The organism is Acinetobacter sp. SFD (assembly GCF_001647575.1).
In the GTDB taxonomy this organism is placed as follows: Bacteria; Pseudomonadota; Gammaproteobacteria; order Pseudomonadales; family Moraxellaceae; genus Acinetobacter; species Acinetobacter pecorum.
Genome location: NZ_LSZJ01000015.1, coordinates 50,358 through 63,213 on the forward strand (window position 1 = coordinate 50,358; position 12,856 = coordinate 63,213).

General features: G+C 43.5%; 10 protein-coding genes. 6 read left to right on the top strand and 4 right to left on the bottom strand.

Annotated features, from left to right (window positions below; translation table 11 throughout):
* Positions 1–25 precede the first annotated feature (25 nt).
* The 3 genes from catA to AY605_RS12530 all read right to left on the bottom strand — a co-directional run bounded on the left by catA (position 26) and on the right by AY605_RS12530 (position 2,513).
* Entirely contained in the window at positions 26–946 is a 921-nt protein-coding gene (catA, locus tag AY605_RS12520) for a catechol 1,2-dioxygenase (RefSeq protein ID WP_064096719.1), read from the bottom strand.
* A gap of 153 nt (positions 947–1,099) precedes the next feature.
* Positions 1,100–1,390: a muconolactone Delta-isomerase gene (gene catC, locus AY605_RS12525; RefSeq protein WP_064096720.1), complete on the bottom strand. Its 291-nt coding sequence runs from the start codon at positions 1,388–1,390 to the stop codon at positions 1,100–1,102.
* 13 nt (positions 1,391–1,403) lie between these two features.
* A complete protein-coding gene (locus AY605_RS12530; protein ID WP_064096721.1) occupies positions 1,404–2,513 on the bottom strand; it encodes a muconate/chloromuconate family cycloisomerase in 1,110 nt (369 codons plus the stop codon).
* 115 nt (positions 2,514–2,628) lie between these two features.
* On the opposite strand from AY605_RS12530, the gene AY605_RS12535 reads away from it, so the two are divergent.
* The 3 genes from AY605_RS12535 to AY605_RS12545 all read left to right on the top strand — a co-directional run bounded on the left by AY605_RS12535 (position 2,629) and on the right by AY605_RS12545 (position 6,567).
* Positions 2,629–3,543, top strand: a complete 915-nt coding sequence (locus AY605_RS12535; protein ID WP_064096722.1) for a LysR family transcriptional regulator — start codon at positions 2,629–2,631, stop codon at positions 3,541–3,543.
* Between the two features lie 219 nt (positions 3,544–3,762).
* Positions 3,763–5,136 (top strand): MFS transporter, encoded by a 1,374-nt coding sequence (locus AY605_RS12540; RefSeq protein ID WP_064096723.1) that lies wholly within the window; start codon positions 3,763–3,765, stop codon positions 5,134–5,136.
* Between the two features lie 108 nt (positions 5,137–5,244).
* Complete coding sequence (locus tag AY605_RS12545) at positions 5,245–6,567, top strand: DcaP family trimeric outer membrane transporter (RefSeq protein ID WP_064096724.1); 1,323 nt, start codon at positions 5,245–5,247, stop codon at positions 6,565–6,567.
* A gap of 42 nt (positions 6,568–6,609) precedes the next feature.
* Here AY605_RS12545 and AY605_RS12550 read toward each other — a convergent pair whose 3' ends face one another.
* Positions 6,610–8,028, bottom strand: coding sequence for a PLP-dependent aminotransferase family protein (locus AY605_RS12550; protein ID WP_064096725.1), 1,419 nt, complete (start codon positions 8,026–8,028; stop codon positions 6,610–6,612).
* Positions 8,029–8,498: 470 nt separating this feature from the next.
* On the opposite strand from AY605_RS12550, the gene AY605_RS12555 reads away from it, so the two are divergent.
* The 3 genes from AY605_RS12555 (at position 8,499) to AY605_RS12565 (ending at position 12,667) form a co-directional block, all read left to right on the top strand.
* Positions 8,499–10,136 carry a long-chain-fatty-acid--CoA ligase gene (locus tag AY605_RS12555; protein ID WP_064096726.1) on the top strand — a complete coding sequence of 546 codons (1,638 nt, stop codon included), beginning with the start codon at positions 8,499–8,501 and terminating at the stop codon, positions 10,134–10,136.
* 299 nt (positions 10,137–10,435) lie between these two features.
* Positions 10,436–11,458 carry a flavin reductase family protein gene (locus tag AY605_RS12560; RefSeq protein ID WP_064096727.1) on the top strand — a complete coding sequence of 341 codons (1,023 nt, stop codon included), beginning with the start codon at positions 10,436–10,438 and terminating at the stop codon, positions 11,456–11,458.
* A gap of 42 nt (positions 11,459–11,500) precedes the next feature.
* Complete coding sequence (locus AY605_RS12565) at positions 11,501–12,667, top strand: fatty acid desaturase family protein (protein WP_064096728.1); 1,167 nt, start codon at positions 11,501–11,503, stop codon at positions 12,665–12,667.
* Positions 12,668–12,856 lie beyond the last annotated feature (189 nt).

The window sequence follows — 12,856 nt, forward strand, 5'->3', positions numbered from 1 at the left end:
AGACTTATCCCGCTTCCATAGTGTATTAAGCGCTAGCGCGGCGACGATCAACTTCAGTAGAAGGCGCGTCTGCTTTCTCTTTCACAAGTTCAATATCGAATTGAATGTATTTGAAAGGACCTTTCAGGCCACGTTTTGCAATTTCAGCTTCATCAGTTACGTCTACCGCAGTTGCCACCAGACCTTCACGGGTAGCGAATGCAAAGTCATCCCACAGGTATTGGTCGCCCTCAATGTTGAATTGAGTGGTCAGCTTGCGGTAACCCGGTGCAGACACAAAGTAATGAACGTGTGATGGACGGTTACCATGACGGCCTAATTTGTCCAGCACGAACTGGGTGGTACCTTCTGGAGGACAGCCATAACCCACTGGCATTGTCGTTAATGCAGTATATTGACCATCGCTATCAGTAATGATGCTGCGACGCAGGTTAAAATCAGACTGTGACTTGTCAAAGAATGAGTAATTGCCCAAGCTGTTCGCGTGCCAGATTTCAACCTTGGCACCTTCAACGAGATTGCCATTAGTATCAGTCACTGTACCTTCAATGATTAAAGTCGGGATTTTGCCTTCTTCAGAACCATCATCCATACGGGCAAAGCTTACTGTTTCAGGTGCGCCAGCTACATATAGCGGACCTTCAATCGTACGTGGCGTACCGCCAGTAATACCTGCTTTAGCATCTGCTTCATCAGCACGTAAGTCTAGGTAATGTTCCAGCCCCAAGCCTGCAGCCAATAAACCTAATTCATTCGCTTGACCGGCATCAGTAAAGTATTCCAGGCCTTTCCATAGTTCTGACTGAGAAATATCAAGATCTTCGATAGCCTGGAAAAGATCACCCAATAAACGCACAACGACTTGCTGTACACGTTCATCTACAGGACCTGTCGCTGTATCAACGTTCATTTGCTTAACTAATGCATCAATTTCTTGGCGATTCATACTATTGCTCCTAAAGTATGTTTTTCATCTTTTTGTGGCGCACTTTTTAGCTTTTATTGGCTGGCTAAATCTGGCTGGCCACAATCCTTGTTGAAATACCCTCTGTTTTCGATTTGGAAGGGGAGTCCGGTGACTCCCGATCCGCTCATTCAATTAACTGTCGTCATCTCGAACTGAAGACGGGTGACGGTTTAATGCCATCACTTCAATATTCATGTAAGGATAGAGAGGCAAGCCTTGTAACAGGTCGTGCAACTCTTCATTGCTTTCAACATCAAAAATACTGATGTTTGAGTACTGGCCCGTGATGCGCCAGATATGACGCCATTTACCTTGACGCTGCAATTCCTGCGAATAGGCTTTTTCAACAGCCTTAATTTCATTTGCCTGTTCAACTGGCAGATCACGTGGAATGTTTACATCCATACGTACCTGAAAAAGCATGGGTTTCTCCTAATTACTGACGACGCAAGTTGTCAATCTTGTTTTCATCCAACTCAATCCCCAGACCTGGTCCTTTTGGAATCTCAAGTTCAAAGTTTTGATAGTTGAGTGGGGTTTTCAAAATATCTTCAGTCAGCAGTAGAGGACCAAACAACTCGGTACCAAATGCCAGACTTTCAAAAGTAGAGAACACATGTGCCGAAGCAATCGTGCCTACAGGGCCTTCCAGCATGGTGCCGCCATACAGGTCAATACCTGCAAGTTTGGCAATCTTGCCTACTTCGCAACCTTCAATCAGGCCACCTGACTGGGCAACTTTGACTGCAAAAACAGATGAACCATTTTGTTTGGCAATCTCATACGCTGAGTGCGGACCCATTAGCGATTCGTCTGCCATGATGGCAACATCAAAACGTCGGGTCAGACGGCGCATGGCGTCCAGGTTATCAATTGCACATGGCTGTTCTATTAAATCAACACCACCATCTTGCAATAATTGAATTCCTTTAATGGCTTCCAGTTCTGACCAGGCACGGTTGACATCAACACGGATTGAAATGTCTTTACCCAGCGCTTTCTTGATTGCAAGCGCATGTTCAACATCTTCTTCAACCGGACGAGAACCGATTTTAAGTTTGAAAATGTTGTGACGTTTTGCCGCAATCATTTTCTCTGCTTCGGCAATATCTTTTTCGGTATTACCCGAAGCCAATACCCAAAGAACCGGGATACTGTCACGCAAGCGGCCACCGAGGATTTCGCTTAATGGCAAACCTAAACGTTGTGCCTGTATATCCAGAAGTGCTGTTTGCATTGCACATTTGGCAAAACGGTTGCCATTAATGTGCTTTTTGATTGTTTGTAATGTCTGTGCAACATTTAAACCGGATAATGTTTTTAAAAGTGGGGCGAAATAAGTTTCGATATTAACTTTGACGCTTTCCGGGCTTTCATCACCATAACCCAAGCCACCGATAGTCGTAGCTTCCCCCCAGCCGATGTAACCATCTTCAGTGGTGATTTTGACCAATACCAGGGTCTGGGTTTGCATCGTTGCCACTGCCATCTTGTGAGGGCGAATGGTTGGAATTTCTACCAGCAAGGTTTCAACTGACTTATACATAATACGGGTTCACATTCTTGCTTTAATGCTTTGACTTGATATACCTTAAAAGAATAATGTTGATTGGTCTAAGATCGATTTAGCATTTTTTTATACTTTAAAGGTATTCAGTGCCATGGAACTCAGACATTTACGTTACTTCGTTGCCGTCGTCGAAGAACAAAGTTTTACCAAAGCGGCAGAAAAACTGTTTATTGCTCAACCACCTTTGAGCCGACAGATCCAAAATCTAGAGCAAGAGCTCGATATTCAGCTCTTTGAGCGTGGTAGCCGTCCGCTAAAAACTACTGAAGCCGGTCAATTCTTTTACCAGCACGCTGTTAAACTTTTGTCTAATGCGGAAGAGATCAAGTCGATGACCAAGCGAATTGGCATTACGGATCGGACCATAACTATCGGTTTTGTTGGCTCTTTATTGTTTGGCTTGCTGTCGCGCATTCTGTTTTTATTTAAACAGCAGCATCCACATCTCAAGATCGAGATGATGGAGATGAATACCCATGAACAGATTCAGGCGCTGAAAGAAGGGCGGATTGATGTAGGGTTTGGGCGTCTGAGAATTTCAGATCCGGCAGTAAAACGGGTGTTGCTGCGTGAGGAACGACTGATGGTCGCTGCACACTCCAGTCATAGCATGGCGCAACGGGTAGAAGGTTTAAATCTTTCTGAACTGGTTGATCAGCAACTGTTTTTATATCCCAATAGCGGCAAGGCGAATTTTGCCACCCAGGTCCGCGGTATTTTTTCTGAGTATGGCCTGGAACCCAAAAATATCCGTATCGTACGTGAATTACAGTTGGCACTAGGCTTTGTAGCTGCCGGAGAAGGGATTTGTATCGTGCCGGAAAGTGCACAAAATATTAAACTGGCCCACCTGAACTTCATTCCGCTTCTAGATGAGTTCGCTGTCAGTCCAGTATTCATGGCTATCCGTAACATGGATGAAAGTGAATACATCCGCTATCTGTTTGATGCGGTCTATCAAGTCTATGATCTGGAAGCAATTAGGTACGATCGTTCAGTATTTTAATAGTTCAATCTAGAAGCGTAATCAATCCTGCACAGCGGATAAATTAATGCAAGCACAGGCTAAGTTAAGATTATTATAATATATTTTATAATAAATTTAGCAACTTAACTTCAGCCAGACTTTATAGGTATAGAAGCATGCCTATTCAGTTTTGGACATTCTTACGCATTTTCTCCATTGTGGCATTCATAAATTGAACTTCACAATTTGGAGGTGGAGATGTCTACAAATAAAGTTAATATAAATACGCTGATTGATGAGGCGAAGTTTACCCCCTTTCACTGGGGGGTACTGATCTGGTGTTTGCTGATCATTATTTTTGACGGTTATGACTTAGTCATTTACGGCGTAGCATTACCATTGCTGATGCAAGAATGGTCGCTCAGCGCAGTGCAAGCCGGACTGCTGGCCAGTACCGCCTTATTCGGGATGATGTTCGGTGCCATGACCTTCGGAACGCTATCCGACAAGTTAGGCCGTAAAAAGACGATCATGATCTGTGTGGCGATTTTTAGCGGTTTTACCTTCATCGGGGCTTTCGCCACATCTCCAGTGGAATTTGGAATTTTACGTTTTCTGGCTGGTCTTGGCATTGGCGGTGTGATGCCTAATGTGGTGGCATTGATGACCGAATATGCTCCTAAACGTATTCGCAGTACGCTGGTTGCCCTGATGTTTAGTGGTTATGCGATTGGCGGGATGACTTCTGCGTTACTGGGTGCATGGCTGGTGCCACAATTTGGCTGGAAAATCATGTTCCTGCTTGCCGGTATTCCACTGCTCCTTTTGCCATTGATTTGGAAATACTTGCCAGAATCATTGATGTATCTGACTAACAAGCAGCAAACGGCTCAAGTACATCATATTATTCAAAAGATTTCTCCAACACAGGTCATTACCAGTGATACCCAGTTTGTACTGAATGAAGTGCAAAAAGGGGATGAAGCACCATTAAAAGCACTGTTTCAACAAGGCCGTAGCTTCAGTACCTTCATGTTCTGGCTGGCATTCTTTATGTGCCTGTTGATGGTTTATGCACTGGGCAGCTGGTTACCAAAACTGATGATCCAGGCAGGCTACTCGCTGGGCGCAAGTATGATCTTCCTGTTTGCCCTGAATATTGGTGGAATGGTGGGTGCGATTGGTGGCGGCTATCTTGCGGATAGATTCCATATCAAAAAAGTACTGACCATTATGTTCCTGTGTGGTGCTATGGCATTGATTCTTCTTGGCTTTAACAGTCCGCAATTCGTGCTGTATACCCTGATTGCTGTGGCAGGTGCTGCAACGATTGGTTCACAAATCCTGCTCTATACCTTTGTAGCACAGTATTATCCATCGACGGTACGTTCTACCGGCATGGGCTGGGCATCAGGCATTGGACGTATTGGTGCGATTGTGGGTCCGGTACTTACTGGCGCATTATTGACCATGAATTTACCGCATCAAATGAACTTCTTTGCAATTGCGATTCCTGGCGTGATCGCTGCGCTGGCAATTTTCCTGGTGAACTTAAAAACTTCCGTAGATGGCCAAGTCCTTGCAACGTCTAGCGTAAAGCCAAGTCCATTGACAAAAGAAGCGATACATTAAGTTAGATTTCAATCAATAAAGATAATATTCCCAATGATATAGATCGCCATCGTAACCAGTGGTGATCTGTTGCTAGAATCGAGACGCATAATAAAAAGCGAGTTTAGGATGAACACGACACAATTATTTAATCAACCACAAATCACATTCAAACGCACAGTTCTGATGAGCATGATGGCAATGAGCTTAGGGGGCATCAGTTTGTCATCTCAAGCCCAAACCCCAGCCCAGTCGAACCAACAGGAAATTGAACAGCTGCGCCAGGAAGTTCAGGCATTACGCGCACTGGTTGAACAGCAGCAAGCTCAGACAGCCATGGTAATTGCCCCAGTGGCAATAGCACCAATACCAGTAAGTACGCCTGCAACTAAACCTGTCATGAAAATTGCCAGTGGTGCCGAGTTCAATTTATACGGTAATATCCGAGCGGATGCCTCTTATCAGGCTGAAGGTGGTTCAGCTACCCGCATGTATAACCAGATTAATACTGTCCCACTTGAAGGCACAGGCGAACGTAGTGATGAGTTTAAGTCAACCCTGTCTGCAACCCGTTTAGGTATGGATTTTAAAACACCTGTCGGTGCTAGGGATAAAGCCCTGAGCGGTAAAATTGAAGTGGACTTCTTGGGTGGTGCCGGCTTTGATAACTTACGTATCCGTCATGCGTATATCAGTTATGCTAACTGGTTGATTGGTCAAACCTGGTCAAACTTTGCGGTACCTGATTATATCCCGGAAACTGTAGATGCTCTGGTTTATGCGGGCGGATCAATTAAACGGACGCCACAAGTACGTCATACCAGTACTTTTAGCCCGGCTACCAATCTGGTCCTTGCAGTAGAAGATCCGAAAGATGGTTCTATCAAACAGCGTCTACCTGCTTTAACGGCACGTTTAAATCATAAGTTGGCAGATAATTTTATAGTCAGTGCACGGGCCATGGGTCATGAAAAACGTATCAACGAAGATGAAAAAACCGCATGGGGTCTAGGTTTAGGTGCCAAGTATGATCTTGTGCCAGGTACGACGCTCAAAGCTGACTACTATCACGTCAAAGGTGATAGCAGCTTTGTATCTTATGCCAATCCTGGGGTCATTGCAGCCACGAATGGTGATCTTTTACAAAGTGAATTTGATTCAATTTCAGTAGGTTTAACTCAGCAATTTAACGAGAAATTGCGTGGTACACTGGGTTATGGCTATATGAATTTTGACCAGGATAATGCATATATCGCTGCCAGCGCAAATCCAACCGCTATTAACAAAGACCTCTGGCAAGCTTGGGCAAATGTTTTCTATAGCCCAACAAAACCTTTGAGTTTCGGCCTGGAATATGTATATGGTGAACGTGAAGCCGTAGTGGCAGCACCAAATGGCAGTACTAAAGGTGAAGACAACCGAGTTAATGCAGTCGCAATTTATAGTTTCTAAACTTTAGCAATCTAGCAGAAGCACTTTAAAAGCGTGGATGAATCAATCCACGCTTTTGCGATTTTGAAGAATGATTTCTGCCAGCAGATTGATCGAATTTTCAATTCTGGCTGTCCATTCATAAGAACAATTCAGACGAATATAATGTTGGCTGGCATGATCCGGCCTAAACAGCAGTGCAGGGGCAATCGCAATATTCTGCTGAATCAGTTGCTCATATAAAACCTGACCGTCAAGTTGTTCAGGCAATTCGATCCAGAGAAAATAACCACTGGAATAATAGTAAATTTCACAGATGCTTCCTAAACGTGCTTTAAGTTCCTGATAAAATTTCTTTTTATATTTTTCCAAATGTTGTCTTAAATGCCTTAGATGTTTTTCATAATGATGGTGCGACATAAACTCGACCAGCGCATTTTGAAGTAAGGGACTAACAGTTAGAGTACTCATGAGCTGTAAATGCTGAATGGCATCAGAAAATGGACCGGCATACACCCAGCCTACGCGTGCACCCATCCCCAGCGTTTTGGAAAAAGATGTACAGTGCAGCACCTTCTGGTGCTGGTCAAAGTATTTAACTGGTAGCGGTTTGGCTGAACCGTAATTTAATTCCTGATAAACATCATCTTCAATCAAATACACCTGATATTTATATAAAAGTTCTGCAATTTTCTGCTTAATTTCCGGATTAACAGTAAAGCCAATCGGATTATGTGCATTCAGCATTAGCCAGCACACCTTGATCGGATACTGTTTTAAAGCCTGTTCAAATGATTCCAGATCAAAGCCGAATTGTGGGTGTTCAGGAATCGTAATCACTTGCAACCCCAAACGTTCGGCTGCCTGCCAGGCACCATAAAATATGGTTTGCTGTAGCAGAATAAAATCGCCCGGTTGAGTTAAGGCCTGCAGGGACAAGTTTAATGCCTCTAGTGCACCAGATGTAATGACAATGTCATTGGGATGACATGGGATTCCTTGTAGTTGATAGCGGTTGGCAATCAGTTGTCGTAAGTCCTGATTGCCAGGCGGCATGTGATTCTGATTGTTATAACTACTTTTTCTTTTGGCCTGCTGCGCCAGAATCTGCATGAATTTGGCGTTATATAATAGTTCTGCATTAGGAAATGCTGAACCAAAAGGTACAATTTCGGCCGGCTGAGTTGATTTTAAGAAATTAAACACTACCGAGTTGATTTGGATTCTGGAATTTAAACCAATCTGGACGGGCTGTTTACGAGTAAATGGCTGGGCACGTTCTGCAACAAAATAGCCTGATTTATCTTTGGCGTAGACCAGACCTTGGGCTTCGAGTTCCTGATAGGCATTCAGTACTGTCATCAGACTATAGCCGGATAATTGTGCCTGTTCACGAAGGGAAGGTAATTTTTCATACGCCTTCCATACGCCATTTTCAATCATTTGACGGATGGTCTGTGCCAACTTTTCAGACTTATACATACACTTTCTGAACTAAGACTGTTCTAATTATCTTGATTTATAGCATATTTTAATATACTTAATATAACAAATTAAGACTAGGGTGGATGTCAGTTTATTTTCAAACATGCGTTACATTAACCTGTTGTACTGTTTTTCTAAGGTCAGTATCCCTATTAAACATGACCATTAAATGGGATAGCTGTATTAAGCCAGTCGACATTCAATCAATACACGATTATTAAACTGAATATCAGGCTCAGTCTTTCTATGAAGAGTTTTTTTATTTCTATATAAATCGTGCTCTTATTTTATACGCCAGAGTCACTTCTGTAAATTTGTCACAATTCGATACTTACAAACCCAGATTTCCTTGCTAAATTCAGTCCACATGATGATAAAAATTATGTCACGGTCTCAGACCGAGCCATCATGCATATATAACAACGATATCAATACACGGACCAATAACAAGCACAAAGGAGTGGAGAATGCTCGGAAATATGATGTTTCAGCCTTTACTGATCAGCAGCATGATTGAACATGCAGGACGCTATCATGCAGATACCGAAGTAATTTCCAAAAATACTGATAGCAGTATTAAAGTTACCAATTGGGGCGAAATTCACCAAAACTCGAAACGTTTTGCCAATGTGCTGCAACAACTTGGCTTGGCGCAGGGAGATCGGGTCGCAACCATTGCCTGGAATAATCACCGCCATTTAGAATCCTGGTATGCCATTTCTGGTAGTGGTCTGGTCTGTCATACCATTAATCCGCGCTTGTTTCCTGAACAGCTGATTTTTATTATGAACGATGCCGCAGACCGTGTGGTGCTATTCGACAAGACATTTGTTCCTTTAATTAAAGCAGTGAAATCACTGCTGACCTCTGTAGAGCATTTCATCTGTCTGGATGCGGCTGATCCGGCAGTAACAGAAGCGATTCCGGAAGTACAATTTTATGATGACCTGCTGGCTGGACAAAATGCAGATTTCGAATGGCCAGTGATTGATGAAAACTCGGCAAGTTCCTTGTGTTATACCTCTGGAACCACAGGTAATCCCAAAGGTGTGCTGTATAGCCATCGCTCTACTGTATTACATAGTTATGCAATTATTTTGCCTGACTCATTAAATGTCTCAGCTGCCGATATTATGTTGCCTGTCGTACCGATGTTCCATGTCAATGCATGGGGCACTCCCTATGCTGCCGCGATGGTGGGATGTACCCTGATCCTGCCGGGACCGGGTCTGGACGGGACAAGTCTGGTTAACCTGATTGATACCTATAAGGTTTCGGTAGCACTTGGGGTTCCGACCATCTGGCAGGGGCTGATTGCAGCAGCAAATCAGTCAGGTTCAAAACTGGAAAGCCTAAAACGGAATGTAGTGGGCGGATCGGCATGCCCACCGGCCATGCTCAAAGCGTTCAAAGAACAGTTTAATTGCGAAACGATCCATGCCTGGGGCATGACGGAAATCAGTCCACTGGGTACAGCCAATCAGCTCAAGACCAAACATTTGTCTCTGTCGGATGAAGAAAAACTGCAGATTCGTCTGTCTCAAGGCCGTCCGCCATTCGGGATTGATTTACGTTTGATCGATGCAGAAAAAGGTACGCATGAAATTGAACGTGATGGACTTAGCACAGGAAACTTACAGGTTAAGGGCCATTGGGTCATCAGTCATTATTTTGGCAAGGAAGAATCTGCACTGACAGAGGATGGCTGGTTCGATACCGGCGATATTGCCACGCTGAATCAGGATGGTTTTATGAAACTCAGCGACCGCTCCAAGGATTTAATCAAGTCTGGGGGGGAATGGATTTCATCGGTAGATCTGGAAAATATTGCCATGGGACATCCGGAAATTGCGATGGCTGCCGTGATTGCTGCCCAGCACCCTAAATGGGATGAGCGTCCCGTATTAATTGCCATTATAAAGCCGGGCAGCCAGCTAATTGAGACTGATCTGCTGGATTATTATGCAGACAAAGTTGCCAAATGGCAGGTTCCAGATCGAGTCGTGTTCGTTGATGCGATTCCACTGAGTGGTACTGGTAAAATGCTGAAAAAGGATCTGCGTGAATTATATGGGACCATTCTTTTGGAACAGGCGGCAGGTTAGAGCGTCCAGTTCAAAAGAGTTCTCTTAACATGCTACTCAACAAACTGATCTCGAATAGAGGTCAGTTTTTTATGTAAACATTCGATAGAGGTACAAGTTTAAAATTCTTTTTCTCAAGATATAGCGTTGGAATCGATACTTTTAGCGAATATTGTTAGACAAAAAGCTATATTGTGGGGGTTGAGCACATAATTTGACCTGTATTGACATGGTCTGAGCATGAGAATTCTTTATCCTGAACAATATAATAATTAGACAGTTGTACATTAATGGTGCTGTCTGCGGATAAGGGGATAAAAATGACAAGCATGCCAACCTATCAGCCGCATTGGATACGGGAAGATTTCATTGATTTTATTGGTGAAAAAATCCATCCAACTTGGGCAATTAAAAAAGTTAAAGCTGCTGTTATGAGTATTCAAGCTATCAGCCCTGACTTTTTCAAGATTCATTTACGTCCGAATCATAATTTTAACATCAAGTCATTTCAGGCCGGCCAGAATATTGCAGTGACCATCAGGCTCGATGGTGTACGTCATCAGCGACATTATTCAGTAGTGACGGTATTAAAAAATGGCGATCTGATTATTGCAGTAAAACAGCAGGGGAAAGTTTCACGTGCCTTAAGCCTGATGCAAATTGGTGCGGTGGTCGAAATATCTCAGCCCCAAGGCGAGTTCACATTGCAAAAATCCACCCAGCCGATTTTATTTCTGGCTTCAGGCAGTGGTATTACCGCAATTTATTCCTTGCTACAAAAAGCGGTCATTCATTCTCTGGAACAGATTGACCTAGTTTATTTCACTCGAGATGATGCTTTTCATGCGGAGTTGAAAACCTTGGCTTTAATGCATCAAAACTTGAAATATCACCATTTCAATACGCTGGAACACCAGCAGCATCTAACCCAAGGCTTATTACAAAAGCTAGTGCCAGATTTGGCAGAGCGAAAAATTTATGCCTGTGGCTCTGCCGGGATGATGAAAGCTGCACTGAGAATCATCGATAAACTGGATTTGAAAGCCAATTTTCATTCAGAATATTTCCAGATTGCAGTCGATGAGAAAATTAAGGCGCAGCCGGTACAGTTTTTAAGATCGCAGCAAGAGTTTCAGGCCCAGGCCACTTTACTGGAAAGTGCTGAAAAATCAGGCCTGCGTCCTGCATATGGCTGCCGGATGGGAATCTGCAACACCTGTTCCTGTACCAAAGTCAGTGGTTCGGTACGCAACGTCCTGACCGGTGAAGTTGATCATGGCAACAATACCCAGATCAAACTGTGCATTTCCCAGGCAGTGAGTCCTGTGGTGATTAATCTATAACCTATTGATAAGCCATTAATTAAACTATAAGAAGGTGCTCCCATGAATATGCAAATTGATTTTAAACGACATAGCAAAAGCCAATTTCTCAGTCCTGAACAGATTGAGGAATTTGGTGCCAAAGTCGATGCAATCCGCCGCGAGGTCATGGATGATCTGGGGGAAAAAGACGCCGAATATATTTATAAAATCCGTAACTTTGTCCGCTATAGTGAAATTGCCTCACGTGGCATGCTGATGTTTGCTGGCTGGTTACCACCGGTATGGCTGGCTGGGACAGGTCTGCTCGGTCTTTCCAAAATCGTGGAAAATATGGAACTCGGCCACAATGTCATGCATGGCCAGTTTGACTGGATGAATGATCCGAGTCTGAATGGTGTGACGTATGACTGGGATACGATTTCAACCGGCGATGACTGGAAATATACGCATAACTATATTCATCATACCTATACCAATATTGTGGGGATGGATCATGATGTGGGTTATGGGCTAATTCGAGTCAGTGAATCCCAAAAATGGGAACCACGTTTCCTGTTCAATATTCCATTGGGCATTCAGTTAATGGTGTTTTTCGAATGGTATGTTGGCTTGCAGCGCCTGCATCTGGAAGACGTGATTGCCTATAAAACCAAGACCTGGAAAGAAGTCTGGGAAGAAGCAGCTCCTTTACGCAAAAAAATGCGCCGTCAGGTGTTAAAAGATTATGTATTTTTCCCGCTGATTGCTGGCCCAAATGCCATTCCAGTATTTACCGGTAATGCCGTTGCCAATGTGATCCGTAGCCTGTGGGCTTCTGCTGTTATTTTTAACGGACATTTCACTGAAGATGCCGAAACCTTTGAAATGGACAATACCGATAAGGAAACCCGTGCAGAATGGTATGTCCGTCAGATTCGTGGTTCGAGCAATTTTAGCGGTACCCAATGGTTGCATATACTGAGTGGTAATTTGAGCCATCAGATTGAGCATCATCTGTTCCCGGATATGCCGGCCAACCGTTATGTTGAGGTTGCTCCAAAGGTCAAAGCACTCTGTGCAGAATATGGTATTCACTACAACGAAGCCAGCTTTATGAAACAGTTTTCTACCGTATGGGTAAGACTGGCAAAATGTTCTTTGCCAAATGAATGGAATCAGCAAATTACCGGAAAAACTCACGCAGTAAAATCAGTGTTCAGTTACTTTAAGGCGAAGCTGATGAGTTAATTATTTCAAGTTTCTCAGTTATCCAGTTTGGTACTCCTCAATAGATTTGGATGGTTTATTGAGGATTTTTTTATCACCCCAGTTCATGAATGGAATATGAAGATCACTTTCAAAAAAATGACGAAGGTTAGACAAACTCATTACGGTCGAAACGCTTCACCTACAAGTTGATGGTTTAGGCACAGTCCC